The organism is Streptomyces sp. NBC_00433 (genome assembly GCA_036015235.1).
Lineage (GTDB): Bacteria > Actinomycetota > Actinomycetes > Streptomycetales > Streptomycetaceae > Actinacidiphila.
Genome location: CP107926.1, coordinates 5,717,846 through 5,736,277, shown reverse-complemented (window position 1 = coordinate 5,736,277; position 18,432 = coordinate 5,717,846). Strand labels below are relative to the sequence as shown.

Annotated in this window: 15 protein-coding genes and 1 pseudogene; 4 read left to right on the top strand and 12 right to left on the bottom strand. The window is 74.1% G+C overall.

The window, feature by feature from the left end:
- The first annotated feature begins 411 nt into the window (after positions 1–411).
- On the top strand, positions 412–1,563 hold the full coding sequence (locus OG900_24535; GenBank protein WUH92966.1) for a DUF3103 domain-containing protein: 1,152 nt from the start codon (positions 412–414) through the stop codon (positions 1,561–1,563).
- Positions 1,564–1,601: 38 nt separating this feature from the next.
- Here OG900_24535 and OG900_24530 read toward each other — a convergent pair whose 3' ends face one another.
- From OG900_24530 to OG900_24510, 5 genes are all read right to left on the bottom strand, one after another.
- Positions 1,602–3,194 (bottom strand): pentapeptide repeat-containing protein, encoded by a 1,593-nt coding sequence (locus tag OG900_24530; GenBank protein ID WUH92965.1) that lies wholly within the window; start codon positions 3,192–3,194, stop codon positions 1,602–1,604.
- A 100-nt stretch (positions 3,195–3,294) separates the two neighbouring features.
- Complete coding sequence (locus tag OG900_24525) at positions 3,295–4,296, bottom strand: DUF3533 domain-containing protein (GenBank protein ID WUH92964.1); 1,002 nt, start codon at positions 4,294–4,296, stop codon at positions 3,295–3,297.
- A gap of 177 nt (positions 4,297–4,473) precedes the next feature.
- Complete coding sequence (locus tag OG900_24520) at positions 4,474–4,677, bottom strand: hypothetical protein (protein WUH92963.1); 204 nt, start codon at positions 4,675–4,677, stop codon at positions 4,474–4,476.
- 32 nt (positions 4,678–4,709) lie between these two features.
- Positions 4,710–4,928 (bottom strand): DUF397 domain-containing protein, encoded by a 219-nt coding sequence (locus tag OG900_24515; GenBank protein WUH92962.1) that lies wholly within the window; start codon positions 4,926–4,928, stop codon positions 4,710–4,712.
- Entirely contained in the window at positions 4,904–5,743 is an 840-nt protein-coding gene (locus OG900_24510) for a helix-turn-helix transcriptional regulator (GenBank protein WUH92961.1), read from the bottom strand. The genes OG900_24515 and OG900_24510 overlap by 25 nt, the downstream gene beginning before the upstream one ends.
- Positions 5,744–5,968: 225 nt before the next feature.
- Between OG900_24510 and OG900_24505 the strand changes: the two genes are divergently transcribed.
- Entirely contained in the window at positions 5,969–6,391 is a 423-nt protein-coding gene (locus OG900_24505) for an ATP-binding protein (protein ID WUH92960.1), read from the top strand.
- A gap of 134 nt (positions 6,392–6,525) precedes the next feature.
- On the opposite strand, the gene OG900_24500 is transcribed toward OG900_24505, so the two are convergent.
- The 5 genes and pseudogenes from OG900_24500 to OG900_24480 form a co-directional block, all read right to left on the bottom strand.
- Complete coding sequence (locus tag OG900_24500; GenBank protein ID WUH92959.1) at positions 6,526–7,551, bottom strand: DUF2786 domain-containing protein; 1,026 nt, start codon at positions 7,549–7,551, stop codon at positions 6,526–6,528.
- A 230-nt stretch (positions 7,552–7,781) separates the two neighbouring features.
- Positions 7,782–8,927: an RNA polymerase subunit sigma-24 gene (locus tag OG900_24495; GenBank protein ID WUH92958.1), complete on the bottom strand. Its 1,146-nt coding sequence runs from the start codon at positions 8,925–8,927 to the stop codon at positions 7,782–7,784.
- Positions 8,924–9,343, bottom strand: coding sequence for a YciI family protein (locus tag OG900_24490; GenBank protein WUH92957.1), 420 nt, complete (start codon positions 9,341–9,343; stop codon positions 8,924–8,926). Before OG900_24490 ends, OG900_24495 begins: the two co-directional genes overlap by 4 nt.
- A 385-nt stretch (positions 9,344–9,728) precedes the next feature.
- Positions 9,729–10,640: a M56 family metallopeptidase gene (locus OG900_24485; protein WUH92956.1), complete on the bottom strand. Its 912-nt coding sequence runs from the start codon at positions 10,638–10,640 to the stop codon at positions 9,729–9,731.
- A 182-nt stretch (positions 10,641–10,822) separates the two neighbouring features.
- Positions 10,823–11,200 (bottom strand): annotated as a pseudogene (locus OG900_24480) (BlaI/MecI/CopY family transcriptional regulator).
- 113 nt (positions 11,201–11,313) lie between these two features.
- Between OG900_24480 and OG900_24475 the strand changes: the two are divergent.
- Positions 11,314–11,979 carry a DedA family protein gene (locus OG900_24475; GenBank protein WUH92955.1) on the top strand — a complete coding sequence of 222 codons (666 nt, stop codon included), beginning with the start codon at positions 11,314–11,316 and terminating at the stop codon, positions 11,977–11,979.
- Positions 11,976–12,572 carry a phosphatase PAP2 family protein gene (locus OG900_24470; protein WUH92954.1) on the top strand — a complete coding sequence of 199 codons (597 nt, stop codon included), beginning with the start codon at positions 11,976–11,978 and terminating at the stop codon, positions 12,570–12,572. The genes OG900_24475 and OG900_24470 overlap by 4 nt, the downstream gene beginning before the upstream one ends.
- Positions 12,573–12,620: 48 nt before the next feature.
- Here the strand turns inward: OG900_24470 and OG900_24465 are convergent, their stop codons facing one another.
- Both OG900_24465 and OG900_24460 read right to left on the bottom strand, forming a co-directional pair.
- Positions 12,621–13,496 carry a hypothetical protein gene (locus OG900_24465; protein WUH92953.1) on the bottom strand — a complete coding sequence of 292 codons (876 nt, stop codon included), beginning with the start codon at positions 13,494–13,496 and terminating at the stop codon, positions 12,621–12,623.
- Between the two features lie 166 nt (positions 13,497–13,662).
- Complete coding sequence (locus OG900_24460; GenBank protein WUH92952.1) at positions 13,663–18,420, bottom strand: DNA repair ATPase; 4,758 nt, start codon at positions 18,418–18,420, stop codon at positions 13,663–13,665.
- Positions 18,421–18,432: the final 12 nt, after the last annotated feature.

Sequence of the window (18,432 nt, the reverse complement as noted above, 5' to 3'; positions counted from 1 at the left end):
TGGCCCGCCCCCGGCCGCCGTTTCGTGCTCTTGACGGTCTTCCGCAGAGCCAGGACGCGGGAGCCGGCCGAGGTGGACCGCACCCACGCAGCCCGGATCGCCTGCGAGACCCGCCACGAGCCTGCCGGCGAACACGCCGTCGACGCCGACCTGACGATCAGCCCCACCCCGCACGGCAACGCCGCCTGACGGAGACGGCCCTCCGGAAAACCGCCGCGAAGGTCCGTTTCGAGCCGGTGCCGGCATGCTCGGCTCGACCATGTCCGGAAGAACGTCTTGTGCGAGTTGGCATGCTACGGACACCATGGGTGCGGGTTTTCTACCCGCATAGATCGGCTCCGCCCTGAAGTCCCCTCGCCCGCCGCCACGCCGCTCACCCGCGGCACCGGCACGCCTCCAGGAGGAACCCCCGTGCACCTCACCGCGACCAAGCGCGCCGCGATCACCCTCGCACTCAGCGCGTCCTGCGTCCTGGCCGTCCAGGGCCTCGCCCTGCCCGCCGCCCATGCGGCGGCGCCCACCGCTCCTGCCGCATCCCCCGTCTCCGCCGTCTCCGCCGTCTCCGCCGCGGAGACCGCCGTCGCCCGCGGCCTCGCCGCCTCGCTCGCCGACCCCGCCTGGCGCGGCCAGGTGCGGGCCGCCGCGCTCGGCTCCGCGCAGGTGGACCTCGCCCCGCTCAGCGCGGCCCGCCACGCCCCCGCCGGTTTCGGCGCGGCCGTCGCCGCCGCCGACCAGCGGATCGCCGCGGCCAAGGGCCTCGGCCCGCAGACCGGGTCGCTGCTGCGGGTCCGGCTCGGCGCCGACAGCATGAAGCCCGCCCTGACCCCGGACGCCGTCCCGCTCGTGGCCGTCGCCGCCGACGACGACAACGGCGCCGCGGTCACCGCCTACGACAGCGCCGGCCGCGTCCACACCCTCAGCGCCCGCCAGGCGCCGAGCCGGCCCGTCTACGTCGTGGACGTCGACGTGACCAAGGCCGCCACCACCGGGCTCGCCCAGGTCGACAAAGCCTTCGGCAAGGCCCTGGGCAAGACCTCGGCCAGGACCGCCCCCGCCGCCACCCCGGCCACCGGCGGCTACTGGACCACCAAGGTCAACTCCGTCCACCTCAACGACGACGAGGAGCCCTGGATACTCGGCGACGCCGAGATCTTCTCGGTCGTCAGCGGCTTCGGATTCGACGGCAAGGTGCGGGTCGACACCGTCGACATGCCCTACCTGGACAACGACGGCACCACGTACTACCCCAACCAGATCCTGGTCAACTGGTCCAACTACAAGTACAACCTGGCCGACGTCGTGATGATGGAGGACGACGGCGACACCAACTACGCCACCCTGGCCAAGGCGTTGGCGGACGCCCTGCTCACCATCACCGACCAGGGCGCCTACATCCCCCTGGTCGACGCGATCCTGGCCGCCATCCCGTCGTCCTGGTACACGAACGACGCGGACTACGTCGACTCCTGGTACACCCTCGCCCAGTCCTCCTCGGGCCAGCTCAACGGCGCCCGGGGCAACGGCCGGATGACGGTGTCGCCGTACTTCGTCCAGCAGTTCTGACCCCTCGCCCGTCAGCGGGACGGCCTCTCCGTCCGGGGTCAGCGTTTGATGCGACCCCGGACGGCGAGGGCGGCCAGGCCGAGGAGGACGGGCTCGGTCAGGCGGGAGGCCATTTCCGTGTAAGTGCCGGTGGTGGTGAGGTCCTGGCCGGAGGACCGGAAGATCACGGAGTTGACGACGACGCGCAGGCTCTTCTCGAACCGCCCGGTGGTGAGGCGGTCGCCGGGTGGCCCGGTGGGGTTCTCGGGGGCGGAAGCGTCGGTGGTGAGGATGATGCGGCGACCGGTGACGGTGCCGGTGCTCCGCGTCGCGGTGTCGTGTGCGGGCAGGCCCCACAGCATCATGAGCAGCATGGTCAGTGCTACGGCGGCCAACAGCCATCCGACGGCCCGAGCGGCCCGCAGGCCGTAACCGGAGAGCGCCCAGTAGATGTTGAGCAGGCCGCGCTCGGCAGGAGCGATGGTGGGGTCGGCGCGGCGCATTTCCATCTCGCCGTAGTAGAAGTCGGCGGCGCCGGGCTCGTTGCGGGAGTCTTCGTAGGATTTGCGCAGTGCCCGGTAGAGGGCGGCCAGCGCGGGCGGCTCCACGATGTCGACGCCAGGAGGAGCCGGCAGCCACCCCGGTACCGGGTGGTGTCTGCTGTGGCGCCAGTGCTGCTCCTCGGCGAGCAGGAGGCGCTGGGTGTGCCGCACCGGCAGTCCGCGCCGCCAGTGGATGCCGGCGGGATTGGGCAGGCCGAAGGGGCAGCGTCCCTCCAGCCGCAACAGGTCCAGGTGGATCGTGCCGCAGAACAGGCACGCGGACAGGTCCAGATCGGTCAGCACCAGGTGGGCGGCGTCCACACCCCGTAACGACACCACCTTGGCCTGCGCCCGGGCACTGCCCATGGCGCTCTCGTCCAGCGGCCCCCGCAGACCGTCGAAGGGGCGCTGCCGCGTGGCCACGGCCAGCGGATGGTCGACCACGGCATCGCTGAGGTCGACCTCCGCGTAGCGCACCCACACCGTGGCCGCCTGCGCCCACCGCGTCCGCCGGCACACCACCCGCCACGCTGCGACCTGCAACGCGACCGGCATCGCGAACGACGCGGTCGACAGATCCAGGACTCCCGCACACACCAGCGGTCCCACGTCACGAGTGCTCTCGAACACCGCAGAGGTGAACGAGGCGTTCCGGGTGAAGGTGGCCGAGTCGAACCAGGCGACCCCGGTGAAAGTGGCCGAGTCGAACCAGGCGACCCCGGCGAAGGTGGCCCAGGTGAATCGGGCGACCCCGGCGAAGGTGACCGAGGTGAACCAGGCGTCCCCGGCGAAGGCGACCGAGTCGAATCGGGCGTCCCCGGTGAAAATGGCCGAGTCGAATCGGGCGGTTCCTAATGTTGCTCGTCTGGTTGCCGGGTCGACCATGACACTGAGGATGCGGGACAGGAGTTGCCGGCCGATGGTGGTGCCCCGTAAGTCCAGGTCGGCGCCGGGTGACAGGGATGCGAGATACGCGGTCTGTTCGGTGGCGTCGGCGTCGGCCAGACACCGCCCGGAGGCGGTGACAGTGATCCCGGTGCATCCGGCGAACGGGTCACCTGGACCGGCGCCTTGGCCGCAGTGAACCCACAAGGGGGCATCAGTCGTCATGACCCGGTCTTAGCCCAGCCCCTGCACCCGCCGGTCGCGACGTCCCCGAACCGTTACCCACCACCCCGGCCCCGGGAAGAAGGCCCTGGCCCCGCCCCGGTCAGGCCGTGCCGGCCGCGCGCTCCGCACGCCGCTTGCCGAGCAGCGACGCCGCGACGCCGACCAGCACCCCGCCCACCGCCCACGCGGACAGCACCCACCAGGCGGTGGCGGTGTCGTGGCCGCCGAAGTAGGAGTAGTTGCGCACCAGCGTCACCCCGGCGCCGTTCGGCAGCGCGGGCCCGAGATCGCGCCAGAACGGCGGCAGCAGCGACGCCGGGAAGACCCCGCCCGCGCTCGGATTCCCCAGCACCACGAAGATCAGCACGGAGAGGGCGACACCGGCCGACCCGAGCAGCACCTGGAAGGCCATCCCAGCCGCCGCGGCCGCGAAGGTGACCAGCACCGAGATCCACCAGAGCGACCAGAAGTGACCGGTCAGCGCCCCGAAGACAATGTCGGCGATGATCGCCCCGCCGAGCCCGGACAGCACGGACAGCACCGCGAGCGCCCCCAGCCTGATGGCCGTACGGTGCGGGTTCGCGGGCCGCACCCCGAACGACATCGACAGGGCGGCGGACGCCAGATAGCCGCCCACGATCAGGCCCACGACCAGGTAGAAGCTGCTCAGCCCGCGCCCGTCGGCGGAGTTCGGCGGCCGCAGGTCGGTGATCACCACGGCACGCCCCGGCCCGTTGACCTTCTGGAAGACCAGCTGCAGGGACTGCACCCCCGCGGGCCCCCCGGCCGACGCCACCAGCAGCTGGTCGGGCCCCCGAGCCGGCCCGATCACCAGCGCCGCCTCCACGCTGCGGTCCAGCACCATGCTCCGCGCCTGGCCCACGCTGTCCGCCGACCTCGCCGACAGCGGCGTGCCCGGCAGCTCGTTCAGCTTCCCGACGACCGCCACCTGCGCCTGCGCCCGCGCCGGCGCCACCACGGCCAGCGGAATACGGCTCGGCTTCGGCGAGTGGAAGGCCCCGATGTAGGAGACGACGAAGGCCAGTTCGATGATCAGCACCCCGAGCAGCAGAATCGAGGCCCGCGGCGTCATCGCGTCCATGACCTCCCGCCGAAACCCTTTCGACGGCCGGAACCCGGCAGGGGCCCCCGGAGGGGTCGACGATTCGGCCATGGTCGCTCCATGCGGTTACTCGGCTGCGCTGAGTCACCATAGAAGCACCTGAGGGCGGCAGAACGCGTCCGCCACCCGGTCAGAGCGGGAAGCGGTCCGCCGCCCTCATCGACCTTCTTCCGGCGCGATGCGCCGATCGGCGACGCGATGCCCGTCGGCGGTGTCACCGGTACGGGCCTCGGTGCGGTGCCCGCGTTCCAGATAGTCCCGGACGATCAACTCGACCGCGTCCTGCGGACTTCGCGTGCCGGCCAGCAGCATGACCTCGATCGCCAGATCACTGTCCAGGCTGATCGTCACCTTCGCCATGACGTCCCCCCTCGCTTGTCGTCACCCGGACCTCAGCCGGGGAAGCGGTCCGCCCGCACGTCGGCGACGAAGGCGGCCCAGGCCGCCGCCGGGAAGACCAGGGCGGGGCCCTGGGGGTCCTTGGAGTCGCGTACGGGGACCACGCCCGGGTAGCCGTCCGCGACCTCGATGCAGCTGTCGGGGTTCGTACCGCCGCTGTACGACGACTTACGCCACGTGGCGGTGCTCAGGTCTGGTGCGGAGTTCGGCATGACGTGTGGTCCTCCAGCATGGTTCGCAACAGTGCGAGAGAGTTGGCGGTCGATAGCGCGGAATCCCTCAGGAGATCGTAGGCCAAGCGAAGCCGCTCCACGTCCTCGATTTCCTGGACCAGCTGGCCACTCCAACTGCCCTCGATGTACGCGACAGTGCGCCCGCTGGGAAGCCACAGAAGCTGCACCGAACTCATGACCAGAGGGTGGGGGCCGATCCCGAACGGCACGATCTGCAATGAGACGTTCGGCATGTGGGCCGCTTGGACGAGCCGCTCCAACTGGTCGGCCCACACCTGCCGATCGGCGACCGGACGACGGATCGCCGACTCGTCCAGCAGCCCCCGGTAGGGCAGTGGCTTGGGCCCGGCGAGGCGGTCCTGCCGCGCTATCCGGGCCTGGACCTGTTGCGCCAGCACTTCCTCGGTCACCGGCCCTTCCATTCGCAGCAGAGCCTCTGCGTACTCGGGGGTCTGCAACAGCCCCGGCACCGTGCTCACACTGAACTCATGGATGCCGGTGGCTTCCGCCTCCACCTCGCTGAACCCCGCGAAGCGACTGGCGCCCGCCTCCCGCTTGGCCAATGTCCACAGGTTGTGGAGGAGTTCACCGGTGCCGTAGGTCCGGTCGAGCACGCGGGCGGCGTCGACCGATCCCAACCGGCCGCCCTTTTCCAGCCGTTGCAGATACGAGCCGTCGTATCGGGTCCGCTCGGACAGCTCGGCGAGGGTCCACCCGTTGTGCTCCCGTTGCCGTAGCAGCTCGTTGCGATAGGTCGCCCGAGCCGACGGCCCGTCATCCCCGTTGCCGTTCATGCGAAGTACGCACCCCACTTTCCTTGCCTTGCGTCCGGGCAACGGCCCGGCGGACCCGGCGACAGCCGCGGCCACCTGCGTGCGGAGCGTGACGAACCCGCGTCGGCGGCACAGCCGGGTGCCAGTCGGAGGGGGCAATACCCCACCCCTGGTGATCGTAGGCGGCGACGCCCACTCTTGCCTACAGAACGTCAAACCCCGATCACGCAGAGGCGGCTCCTCCCGATGGCGACCACGACATCCCCCTACCTCCCCGCCCAGATCCTGTGGCCCGCCACCCCCCGCGGCGTCCACCAGGCCCGCCACTCCCTGGAGCGCAAACTCGCCGAGTGGGACCTCGCTGACCTGGCCCCTACGGCGGGCCTCGTGCTGACCGAGCTGATGACGAACGCCGCCCAGCACGCCACCGCCCCCGGCCGCCGCACGGGCGTGAGTATCCTCCCCGCCCCCGGCGGCATCCGCATCGAGGTCCACGACTCGATCAACCCCGCCGAGCGCACCCCCACCCTCCGCCAGGCCCCCACCGACGCCGAACGGGGCCGCGGCCTCACCCTGGTGGACACCCTGACCGCCCACCAGTGGGGCGTCACCGACCGCGACGGCCCCGGCAAAATCGTCTGGGCCCTCTGCACCCACCCGGACGCCTGACCTCCCTCTTCCCTTGCGTAGTCCGCACCCGGAGCTTCAGGCCGATGGCCCGTCCACAGCGGGGCCGACGAGGGAGGGGCAGGCGAATTCCGCAGCCAGGGCGTCCATGACGATCTCGTCGCAGATATTCCTGGCTACTGGCGATCGCGGCCGGTGGCGAGGTGGGCCGTGTCCGCCGCCGACTCGCCCTCCTGCCAGCCGTCCGCGTCGCGGGCCTTCAGACGCGAGGTCGTCGTGGTCGGGAAGAGGCGGCGGGTGGTGTCCTCGACCGCCAGGGCGCGGGAGGTCAGGGCCGGGAGGAGGTCGGGGGTCGCGGACTCCTCCTCCTCGGTGGCCGTCAGCAGGCGGGCGCGGATGCGGGAGGCGTAGGCGATCAGGAAGGACTCGCGGAAGTCGCGGGAGCGCGAGGTGCGGCCGCGGTGGAGGGCGCGGTCGGCCTGGACGAGGAGGGAGGTGTAGAGGAGTTCGACCGCGTCGAGGTCGGGGGCGTGGCCGACGACGGTGGAGAAGCCCAGCTCGGAGGACCACACGGACTGGCAGCGGTTCGCCGCCGCGACGGCGTCCAGGAGGAGGGCCTTCGCGCCCTCGTACGGGCGCTCGACGCCGATACGGCGGGCGCCGGCGGTGGACTGCGTGTCGTGGGACGCGGCCAGCAGGGCCGCGTCGATGCTGTGGCGGGCCATCAGGTGCTGGGCCTTCGCCGAGAGGGCCTCGGCCTCGTCCGGGTAGCCGGTCGACTCCGCCTTCGCCAGCAGGGCCCGGATGCGGGCCAGCATCTTCGGCGGTGCGGATTCCTCGGCAGGAGCGCTGGTCAGGGCGGGGATCGCCGGGAGGCGGGCGTACAGGCGGAGGACCTCGACATACGCCGTCGCCGCGGAGAAGCGGTCGAGGCGCTCGGTCCGGGCGAAGGCGCCGAGGCCCGGTTCGGGCAGTGCCGCCGCCAGCCGCTGGTGCAGCGGCTCCAGCTCGCGGCCGGCCATCCGCAGCAGGTCCTGCGGCTGCCAGCCGCGCAGGGCGCTGTTCTTCACGGCGTCGTCCGCGTGGCGCCGCGCCACCGCGTCCCACTCCGCCGCGGCGGCGAGCACGGACGCGGCGGCGTCCACGTCGTCGGTGCCGCCTCGGATCGCGCGGGCCAGGGCGGCGGCGAAGGTGTCTTCCACCCCGCCATTGTCCCTGGCCGGACGCCTTCGGCCCGCACGCGGCCGGGTCGTAGGCGACCACGGCCGTGCCACCCCGCGCCCGCACGCGGCCCGGCGTGGCACATCGCCCCGCGCGACAGCCCGGCCCCGGGGCAGACCGCCCTCGCGGGACAGACCGGCCCCCGGATCACCCCGGCCCCGCGGGACAGCGCGGCCCCCGGGTCAGCCCGCTTCCGCTGGGCACGGGGGGCTTACGCGTGCTCCCGCGCGTTGAGGCGGGCCGCCTGACGGGCCAGGTGGGTGCGTTCCGGGAGGCTCGGGGCCAGGTAAGCCGCCTCGGCGTAGAGGCGGGCGGCCGTCGGCAGATCGCCCGCCCGCTCGTGGAGGTACGCGGCTGCCGCCGTGCGGCGCGGGACGGAGTCCGGGACGGACGCGAGGGCCGAGAGGCCCGCGGGCGGGCCGTCCGCCTCGCCGACGGCCACCGCGCGGTTGAGGCGGACCACCGGGCTGTCGGTGAGGCGCACCAGCTCGTCGTACCACTCCACGATCTGCACCCAGTCGGTCTCCTCGGCCTTGGGCGCGTCCGCGTGCAGCGCCGCGACGGCGGCCTGCGCCTGGTATTCGCCCAGCCGGTCGCGGGCGAGGGCCGATTGCAGGATCGCCACGCCCTCGGTGATCATCCCGGTGTCCCACCGGCCGCGGTCCTGCTCGGCGAGCGGTACGAGGCTGCCGTCCGGCGCGGTGCGGGAGGCGTGGCGGGCGTGGTGGAGCAGCATCAGCGCGAGCAGGCCCGCGACCTCGGGGTGGTCGATCGCGGCGGAGAGCCGGCGGGTCAGCCGGATCGACTCGGCGGCGAGGTCGACGTCGCCGGAATAGCCCTCGTTGAAGACCAGGTAAAGGACGCGCAGCACGGTCGCGACGTCGCCGGGCTGGTCGAACCGCACCCCCGAGACGGTGCGCTTGGCGCGGCTGATGCGCTGCGCCATGGTCGCCTCGGGCACGAGGTACGCCTGGGCGATCTGGCGGGTGGTCAGCCCGCCGACGGCGCGCAGCGTGAGCGCGACCGCCGAGGACGGTGTCAGCGAGGGGTGGGCGCACAGGAAGTAGAGCTGGAGCGTGTCGTCCACGGAGGGCGCGGGGCCCGGCGGCGGCTCCTCCTCGACGCGGTCCTCGCGCCGGCGGCGGGCGGTGTCCGCCCGCGTCGCGTCGAGGAACCGCCGCCAGGCCACGGTGACCAGCCAGCCCTTCGGGTCCCGCGGCATGTCGGCCGGCCAGACCCGTACCGCCTCGACCAGCGCGTCCTGGACGGCGTCCTCGGCCGCCGCGAAATCGGCTCCGCGGCGGACGAGGATGCCGAGCACGCTCGGCGTCAGGCTCCTGAGCAGGACCTCGTTCACCGGTGAGGGCACTCCGTGGTGCTGTGCGAGGCGGTCAGGAACGGGCGCAGCTCCAGCCACTCGTGGATCGGCCGCCCGCCCGCCCCGGGCGCCGCCGACAGCTCCCCGGCCAGCTCGACGGCACGCTCGTACGTGTCGACGTCGATCACCATCCAGCCGGCGATGAGGTCCTTGCTCTCCGCGAACGGCCCGTCCGTCACCGGCGGCCGCCCCTCACCGTCGTACCGCACGAACGTCCCCTCCGGGCTCAGCGCCTGCCCGTCGACGTACTCCCCGGTCTTCTCCAGCCGGGCCGCGAAGTCGTTCATGTACGCGAGGTGCGCGGTGATCTCCTCCTGCGTCCACTGGTCCATGGGGATGTCGTTGACCGCGGACGGGGCGCCCCGGTAGTGCTTCAGCAGCAGGTACTTGGCCATGGTCGTTCTCCTCGGTGCGGATGCGGCCCATTGTGGCCGCGTTCACCTCGGGGACGGAGCCGGGCGCCGCTTCTCGACATCGCGGCGCGAAGTTCTTTTCCCGCCCACCGGCGGGCGGGTCCGGCCGCGAGCGTGCGCCGCCCCGTTCGGGCGGTGGCGGCCCCCGCCACCATCGGGGCTGGGCGCGCAGTTCTCCCCCAGAGCCTCGCCTGGGGGTACCCCCACGCGCCCCTGGAAACGCTCGCCCTCTGCCCCGGAGGGCACCCCCAGGAGCGCGGGGGACGGCGCGGCCGGCCACACACCCGCCGGTGGTCCCGAACGGACCGGGGAGCCGCCTTCGGGCGGTGGCGACCCGGGCCACCATCGGGGCGGGGCGCGATGCGGGCTATTCGGCCTGGGCCACCTCGATCGAGCCGTGGAGGTCGTGGGCGGCCTCCAGGGCGCAGCCTGCGGAGAGGGCGAGGCAGCAGGCGAGGGCGGCGGCGACGGTGCGGGGGGTGCGGGAGGGGTGGGGGCGGGTGAGGAGGGCGGCGACGCGGCGGGGGACGGGGCCGGTGCTCGCGGACAGGGCCGCGAGGGGGCGGGGCGCCGTCGGGCGGGTGGCCAGCGCTGCCCGCCCGATCGCGCGGGCGGCGACGCGGCGGTCGCCGATCGCGGTGGCGGCGGCCTCGTCGGCGCAGCGTTCGAGGGCGTAGGAGAGCGGGCCGCGCAGTATCCGCAGGGCCGGGTGGGCGGCGCAGGACAGGGCGAGGGCGGTGAGGAAGTGGTGGTGGCGGCCGGTGAGGTGGGCGCGTTCGTGCGCGAGCAGCACCTCCCGTTCCGCCGGGTCGAGCGCCCTGAGCATCCCGGTGGTGACGACGATCCGACCTGGCCGCCCGGGGAGGGCGTACGCGTCGGGCCCGTCGTCGTCCAGGACGGTGAGGTCGCCGGCCGCCGCACCGGAGGCGGCGGCGACGCGGCGGGCGCGGGCGGCGAGCACGACGCGCTGGCGTGACGTACGCAGCAGGGCGACGCCGACCGCGGCCAGCAGCGCCGCGGCGACGCACGCGGCCGGCACGGTGACCTGGTCGCCGACGACCGGCAGGACGAGGTGGCCGAGCGCGGCCACCGGCGGCAGCCGCAGCGCCCCGGCCCCGGCGAGCAGCGCCAGCGCGGCCGTACTGCACGCGGCCAGCGCCACCGCGGAGCCGGCCAGCAGCCAGGCCGCGGCGCGCGGCGACAGCGCCTCGGCCAGGCGCTTCGCGGCGGGCACGGCCAGGAGGGGGAGCAGCAGGGGGACCCACACGGCGTAGTTCACGATCCGGCACCCCCGCGACGGCCGTCACCGGCGCCCGTACCGCCGACCGTACGGGCACCCCGCGCACCGGCGTCCGTACCGTCAACGGCGTCCGCGCCGGGACCCCGCGCGGGAGCGCCCCCGGCGGGGTCGGCGCCCCCGGCGGCAGGCGAGGCGGAGCCCCCCTCGCCCGGGACCTGGGCCAGAAGCGAGCGCAGCAGGCGCTCGTCGTCCGGGTCGAGCTCGGAGACGAAGCGGGCCAGAACCGTGCCGCGCAGGCCGTCGGCTGATTTGTCCAGCTCGGTGCGCATGCGGCGGGCGGCGAGGCCGGGGGGGTCCTGGGCGGGGAGGTAGGCGTAGCCGCGGCCCGCGCGGGTGCGGCTCACGGAGCCCTTCTCGTGGAGGCGGGCGAGGATCGTGGTGACCGTGGTGCGTGCGAGGTCGGCGCCGAGGGCGGCGACCAGGTCCCGCTGGACGTCGGCGGGGGTGAGCGCCCGGCCGTTCGCCGCCCAGAGCGCGGCGAGCACGCTTGCTTCCAGCTCGCCCGAAGGGCGGCGGGCAGACGCGTTGGCGTCCTGCATGGAATCGCTCCTTCCCGCTCGTTCGTCTACAGTTCTGTAGACCGACTACATGACTGTAGTCGGAGGGGTGCCGCACCGCGCCCCCGGACCCATTATGGGAGGGCCCCACCGCCATGCCCCTGCCCGCCTTGGACCAGGCCGTGAACGTACTGGACGCGACCTCGCTGCTGTCCTCCTTCGGAGCCGTCGGCATCGCCGTCGTCCTGTTCGCCGAAACCGGTCTGCTCATCGGCTTCTTCCTGCCCGGCGACTCCCTCCTGTTCACCGCGGGCCTGCTCAGCGTGTCCGGCGCGTCCGACGTGGTGCACCTCTCGCTGTGGCAGGTGCTCGTCGCCTCGGTCGCGGGCGCGCTGCTCGGGGCGCAGACCGGTTACGCCATCGGGCGGCGCGGCGGCCCCGCCCTGCTGGCCAGGACCAGGAGCCGGAAGATCCACCAGGGCACGGAACGCGCCGGTGAGCTGCTGGAAAGGTACGGCCACGCCAAGGCCGTCGTCCTGGCCCGCTTCGTCCCGGTGGTCCGCACCGTGCTGAACCCGCTGGCCGGCGCGCTCGGCGTCTCGGCGCGCACCTTCACCCTCTGGCAGGTCGTCGGCGGCACCGTGTGGAGCGTCGGGCTCGTCCTGGGCGGCTACGGCCTCGGCTCGTCCGTCCCGCACGTCGACACGTACCTGCTGCCGATCGTCGCCGTCATCGTCGTGGTCTCGCTGGCCCCGCTCGGCCTGGAAGTCCTGCGCGGCCGCCGCCGCGGTTCGGCCGGCGACTCCCCGGAGGGCCTGTGACCTCGCAGTTCGACGCGGGCCTCTACCGCTGGGTCACCGATCTCGCCCAGCGCGCCCCGCAGCCCCTCGACGACGCCGTCCGCTTCTTCAGCGACTACGGGCTCGGCGTCTTCGCCGCCATGATGCTCGCGGTGTGGTGGCGGGCCCGGTCCGCGGACGCCGCCCGGATGGCGGCGGCGCTGTGCGTTCCGCTCGTCGTGGTCGCCGTTTTCCTCGTCAACGACGCCGTGAAGTCCGCCGTCGCCGAGCAGCGGCCCTGCCGGACGCTGCACGCGGTGACCGTCGAGGCGTGCCCGCCGCTCGGCGACTACGCCTTCCCGAGCAACCACTCCGCCATCGCCGCGGCCGCGGCGGTCGCGCTGCTGTCGGCCGCGCGGTGGACCGGGCTTTACGCCCTGCCCCTCGCGCTGCTGATGGCGCTCTCCCGGGTGTGGATCGGGGTGCACTACCCGCACGACGTGCTGGCCGCCCTGGTGCTGGGCGGCCTGGTCGCCTGGCCGCTGGCCCTCGCCTCGCGGCGGGCGGCACCGGTGGTGGTGCGCCTGCGCGCGACGAGGCTCAGGGCGCTGGTGAGCAGCGCCGCGGCGGCGTAGGGCCGGGGGGTGGCGGCCCCCCGGGGCTGTGTCCGCTCAGCGGCGGGGTCAGTAGCGGTCGAGGATGAGCTGGGTCTTGAGGATGTCGCCGTGGTAGAGCCAGCCGTGCGCGTCGGCGACGGAGATCGCGTCCGCGTGCAGCTCCGCCGCGTCGTCGTAGTCGTCGGCCTTGAACGACACCTCGATGACGTATTCGGTGCCGGAGCCGCCGGCGGCCTTCACCGGCAGCACCTCGATGCCGGCGTCGTCCGACGACTCCCACGCGCCCGACCACACCTGCGAGGTCACCGGGCCCTGCGCGACCGACGACTTGAGGGTGTCGGCGCCCCAGTTCTTGCTGTTCCAGTCCTCCAGCTTGCCGGGGATCTCGCCCACCACCCAGGAGCGGCCGGTGGTGCCCGACGGCATCGCGGTGCCCGAGTAGCCGCTGTCGCTGTGGCTCTTCTCGTTGCTGAAGCTCAGCGTCTGCTTGGAGTAGCCCCAGTCGACCTCGGCGTCGTAGTTCGTGTCGCTGCTGTCGAAGCCCTCGTCGTTCGCCTGGTCCAGGGCCGCGTCGATGTCGCCGCCGGTGACCGGGTAGCGCTTCTTGTAGGTCTCCTCGAAGTCCGAGCCCGACTTGTGGCGCAGCCGTACGTCCCAGCCCTGCGCGTTCAGCGCAAGCGCGGAGGTGTCGAAGTACTCGTACGAGCGCGCCTTGCTCGAACCGCTGATCCCGAACGCCGACTTCACCGCGGCGGTCGGGGCGTGCGAGGCGTCCAGCGCGGACGTCGTGAGGTCGATCTTCACCTCGTAGGTCGGCTTCGCGTTCGAGTCCGCGAACGCCGGCGTGGCGCCGCCGAAGACGGCGAGGGAGACGGTGAACGAGACGGCGAGGCCGACCGCGGCGGCGGAGCGCGCGCGGTGAGCCGGAGAAGAAGTGGCCATGCCAAGAGAATTCCGGCGGCAGGTGAGCGCCCGGTTGTCACCGGGGGTGGCTCGCGTGAATCCGAGGTGTCACGCCGCTCCCCGCGGGGTGCTGTCACGGCCCCACGGCGCCGGTGCGCGGGGGCTCGTCGCGCAGTTCTCCGCGCCCCTGAAGAACGCTCACCCCTCAGGCGGGGGTGCCGCGGAGGGCCGCGAGTCGCCGGAGTGCGGCGCCCGCGCCGGCGGCGAGGGTGTGGGCCTCCGCCCGGTAGTGGTCGGTGATCAGCGCGTCGACGTCCGCGGACGTCAGGGACGGGTGCAGGCGGCCGGTCAGGCGGCCCATGTCGCGGTAGGAGCCCTGGAGCAGGAAGGGCTCGCCCCCTTCTGAAGCGGCCGCGATATAGGCCGCGTTGACGGCAAGCAGCACGCCCCGCACGTGCAGCGCCTGCCGCAGCACCGCCACGATCGCGGCCGACTCGCCCGCCTCGTAAGGGTGGATGAGCGCGTCCGCGCGGGCCGTCGGGTCGCCGGCGGCGAGCCGGAGCAGCAGCTCCAGGTCGGCGCGCTCGCGTCCCGCGAGCGGGGCCAGCACCGGGTTGGCGGTGAGCGCGTTCTCGACGTAGCTCAGCGCGAAGACGTCCTCGCGGCCGGACAGGACGTCGCCCAGGTTCCAGACGTCGGCGCGGTTGGCGAGCATGTCGGGCACCCGGAAGAGCCGCCCCGACTCGGTGTAGGGGTTGCCCGACATGCAGACGGCGAACCGCTTCCCGCGCAGCGAGTACGTACCGCCCGCGCCCTCGACGCGGCGCTGCGCGTCGCACAACGGGATGAATTTCTGCAGCAGTTCGGGCGAGGTGTGCTGGATGTCGTCCAGGTGGAGCAGGACGTTGGAGCCGAGGCGGAGGGCGAAGTCGAGCTTCTCGACCTCGCGCCGGGCGGTGGCGTCCGGCGCGCGCTCGGGGTCGAGCGAGGTCGTGCCGGTGCCGAGCGCCGGGCCGGAGACGGTGACCAGGGCGAGCCCGAGGCGGGCGGCGACGTATTCGACCAGGGTCGTCTTGCCGTAGCCGGGCGGCGACAGCAGCATCAGCAGGCCGCCCGCGGTGCCGAACTGCTTGGCGAGGCTGTCGCCGACCAGCGGGAGGTAGACCTCGTCCAGCAGCCGGTTGCGCACGAAGCCGGTGAGCGGGCGCGGGCGGTACGCGGCGAGCCCGAGGCGGTCGCGTTCCGCTGCGACGACGGCGGTGCGGTGGCGCTGGTAGGCGCGGTAGGCGGGCACCTCGTCCGTACGGAACCGCCTCACCCGGGTGAGCAGTTCGTCCAGCCGGACGGTCAACCGCCCCTGGACGACCCGGGGGTGTGCCCCGAGCAGCCCGTCCACGGTCACCTCGGCGGGCCCGCCGGCCGCGTAGCGCACGGCGTCCGCGCCGCACACCAGCGCGGCGGCCGCCTCCAGATGATCGCCGTGCACCCCGGCGAGCGGCCCGAGCCACCCGATCGCCAGCTGCCAGCGCGCGGCCAGATCCCCGCCGAGCGCGTCCAGGTCCCCGACGACGTCCTTGTACGGCACGCCCTCGGTCCCCCCGAGCGCCGCCGCGAACCGCCGCCCGACGTCCCCGGCGGCCTGCCCGGCCACGAAGCCGGGCTGCTCGGCGGCGAGTTCGGCGACGAGGTATTCCCCGACGAGCCCGTCGTCCACGGCGACCCCGCCGAGCCCGGCCGCCCGCAGGAAGTCCCCGGCGGCACCCCCGATCTCCGCGCCGAGCGCGTCCAGGGCCGTACCGGTGGGCAGTCCGGCGGCTCCGGCGCCGGCGGGCACCGCCGGCCCTTCGGCGGCGAAGGCCCCGCCGAAGGCCGCCGCCCGGGTGAGCGACCGCGCCCTGGTCGTCCACGCCGCCCGCCCGGCCGCGTCGGTCCCGTACGCCCAGAAGACCTGCGCGACCGCCCGCACCCCCGGCGGATACCGCAGCAACCCGGCCCCTGGAGCGATCGCCACGAGCGCGCGCAGCAGCGCCTCGGCGTCGTGGTCGTGCACCCCGCGCTGATACCCCTCGTCCACCCGCCCCGCAGCGGCCTCCCGCACGAACGCGGCCGGATCAGCCAGACCTGCCCCGGTGGCCGGGGCGTCTCCCGTCGGGCCGCCCGCCGAGGGCATCACGGACAGGAGCAAGGTCGCCGCCAGGTATTCGGAGCGGTAGAGCTCCGGGGTCTCGGAGACGAGGGGGCGGGTCCAGAAGGGGCGGGTGGCGGCGAAGGCCGGGTCGGCCACCGGCGCGAGGTAGTCCGTGCCGGTGATCGTGAAAGCCAGAGCGTCACCGTGCGGGACGAGGGCCAGGTCGAAGGGCTGGGTGTTGACCGGGAAGCGGTGGCGGCCGAGGCGCAGGGTGGTGCCGTCGTCCTCGTAGAGGTCCTGGCGGTCGCGGAGGGTGCGGGCGGTGTCCTGGCGGGTGGCGGCGAGGGCCCCGGTCAGTTCCGCGGCGCGGGCCGGGTCGCCGAGGGCGCTCAACTCGGCGGCGATGCGGCGGTGTTCGGTCGCCATCGGGTCGGCGGCGAAGTAGGTGTTGACGTCGTCCGCGGAGGTCAGCGCGGCGGCGCGGCGGCGGATGCCGTCGAGGATGCGGTCGGCGGAGGCGGCCAGGCGGGCGGCCCGCGCGGCGCGCTCGTCGGCGAGCGACTGCTTGCGGGCGGTGAGGGTCTGCTGGATCTCGTCGCGGCGCTCGGCGAGGTCGGCGAGGCGGTCGGGGTCGGTCGCGAAGCGGGTGGTGAGGTTCTCGACCTGGACCAGCAGCCGGCCCAGGTGCAGGTCGCAGGCGTCCGGGGTGTCCGCCGCGGCCAGCGCGCCGCTGGCGCTCTGCGCCAGCAGGGCGCTCTCCGCGGCGAATTCGGCCGCGGACTCGGCGGCGAGCAGCGAGCGGCGGCGCGCGTCGAGCACGGCGCGGGCCTGGTTGACCGCGCCGAGGACGTCGGCGGCCGAGGCGAGGATGCGGGTGCGTACGGTCGCGTCGGCGATCTCCAGGGTGGCGGCCGTCTCGGTGACGGTGGCGAGGCCGCCCGCCAGCTCGTCCAGGTCGGCGGCCACCGCGTCGCCGTCGGCGGCCGTCTCCAACCCGGCTGCTGAAGAGGCCAGTTCGGCGGCCCGTTCGCGGAAGCCGTCGAAGGCGTGCTCGTCGGCGAAGCAGTCGGCGGCCCGTGCCGCGGCGGCCGCCGACTCGCCTGCCAGGGAGGCACCGAGGGAGTCGAGCCGGTCGAGGTCGGCGTACCGCAGCTCGCGCAGGGTGGCCAACCGGCCTTGTGCCCGCCGCAGTTCGGTCAGCCGGGTGACCCATTCCGCGGCGCTCGCCGCGGCCTCGCCGCGTGCCCGGCGGACGAGGCCGGCGATGCGGGCCGCGGTCTCCTCGACGGCCTGGGCGGCGCGGGCGGTGGCCTCGCGGACGCGGGCGTATTCGGACAGTACGTCGCGGGCGGTGTCGCGCACCAGGTTCAGCGGGGCGGCGAGGTCGCCGGTGCCGTCATCGGCCAGCCAGTGGTGGCGGTCGAGCACCCGGTCGCAGGAGGCGGCGAGCGCCTCGTAGACGGCGGCGCCCGGCGCGGTCTCCAGGGCGGCGCGGGCCACCGACAGCGCGTCGGAGACGGCGCGGACGAGGTCGGCATTGCCGATCCTGGCCAGCGGCCCGTCGCCGGCGGGCCGGGCGGCGGCCCAGGTGTCGGAGACGAAGGGGGTCTCCCAGCGCTGGAGGGTGTGCACGCGGCCCGGTTCACCGCCGTCGGCCGGGCGCAGGGTGAGCAGCGTGCCGTCGTCGTAGAGGGCGCAGCCCTGCACGGTGAGCGGGGCGGCGACCTCCTTGCGTATGAGGTTGTAGGGCAGCAGCAGCCTGCGGCCCTCGGCGTGGAAGACGTAGAGCACGTCCTCGCCGTTCGCGGACCGCACGAGCCGCTCGAAGTCCAGCCGCGCACCGCCGGTTTCGAGGTCGAAGGTGCGGGTGCCGCCGGTGGCGAGCGCGTAGCCGCCGGGGAAGACGACGCCCTGCTCGTCGGGCAGCCGCAGGCAGGCCTGGCCGATCGCGTCGAGCCTTTCGACCTGCTCGGTACGGGTGTTGACGGCGAAGTAGCGGTCGGCGTCCTCGTGGTAGGGGCGCACCCGGAGCAGCAGCAGCGGCTCCACGGTGGCGTGTTCGACCTCGGCGTCGGCGAGCGACTGCAAGGCGTCCTCGACGGGCTCCTCGTGGACGGTGTCGCCGACGGCGATCACCAGGGTGCCGCCGGTGGTGTCGACGGTGACGTCGCCGAAGGCCAGGTGCGGGCGGCGCCCGGACACGTGGGCCTCGCGCCCGGCCGGGGTCCAGGCCACGGCGTAAGCCCCGCCGTCCGCCTCGGCGGTGTCCCGCGCGGTGCCCTGGTAGGTGTAGCCGCCGTCGGTGCCGACCCGCCAGCCGAGCGCCTTGACGTCGGCGGGGGAGGGACCGGTGCGGAAGACGGCGAGCAGCCGGCCGTCGAGGGCGCGCAGCCGCAGCAGCCGGGTCTGCCGGTAGTAGCGGTACAGCTCGCGGAAGTCCCGCACGAACCGCGGGTCGTCCAGCAGCCCGGGGACCGGCTCGTCGGCGTCCCGCAGCCGGAGGACGTCGGCGACGTCCTCGACCTGCGCCGGGTTCGCGGCGAACAGCAGCCGCCCGCCGACCGGCGCGACGTCGGCGGGCAGCGACGCCCGTACGGTCCCGATCCGCTCGGCTCCCGCGAGCCGCAGCTCGCCGCCGCCGAAGACGTGCTGCCGCGCGGAGTTCAGCGCCTCGGCGCGGCCCGCCAACTCCCTTGCCGCGCCCGCCAGCCGCTCGCGCAGCACGTCGTAGGCGTCGGCGTCGAGCCCGTCCCCGTGCCGCCCGCCGCGACCGCCCGGTTCCGCCGAGCCGCCTTGCCCGCCGCGCCCGCGCTCCGCGCCGCCGTCCCCGCTCATCCCGTACCGCCC

Coding starts and splice junctions, on each gene's coding strand:
- OG900_24490 (WUH92957.1), bottom strand. CDS start 9,343: ATGGCCAAGTACCTGCTGCTGAAGCACTACCGGGGCGCCCCGTCCGCG.
- OG900_24460 (WUH92952.1), bottom strand. CDS start 18,420: ATGAGCGGGGACGGCGGCGCGGAGCGCGGGCGCGGCGGGCAAGGCGGC.
- OG900_24515 (WUH92962.1), bottom strand. CDS start 4,928: ATGCCGAACTCCGCACCAGACCTGAGCACCGCCACGTGGCGTAAGTCG.
- OG900_24475 (WUH92955.1), top strand. CDS start 11,314: ATGCCCCTGCCCGCCTTGGACCAGGCCGTGAACGTACTGGACGCGACC.
- OG900_24525 (WUH92964.1), bottom strand. CDS start 4,296: ATGGACGCGATGACGCCGCGGGCCTCGATTCTGCTGCTCGGGGTGCTG.
- OG900_24520 (WUH92963.1), bottom strand. CDS start 4,677: ATGGCGAAGGTGACGATCAGCCTGGACAGTGATCTGGCGATCGAGGTC.
- OG900_24465 (WUH92953.1), bottom strand. CDS start 13,496: ATGGCCACTTCTTCTCCGGCTCACCGCGCGCGCTCCGCCGCCGCGGTC.
- OG900_24510 (WUH92961.1), bottom strand. CDS start 5,743: ATGAACGGCAACGGGGATGACGGGCCGTCGGCTCGGGCGACCTATCGC.
- OG900_24530 (WUH92965.1), bottom strand. CDS start 3,194: ATGACGACTGATGCCCCCTTGTGGGTTCACTGCGGCCAAGGCGCCGGT.
- OG900_24505 (WUH92960.1), top strand. CDS start 5,969: ATGGCGACCACGACATCCCCCTACCTCCCCGCCCAGATCCTGTGGCCC.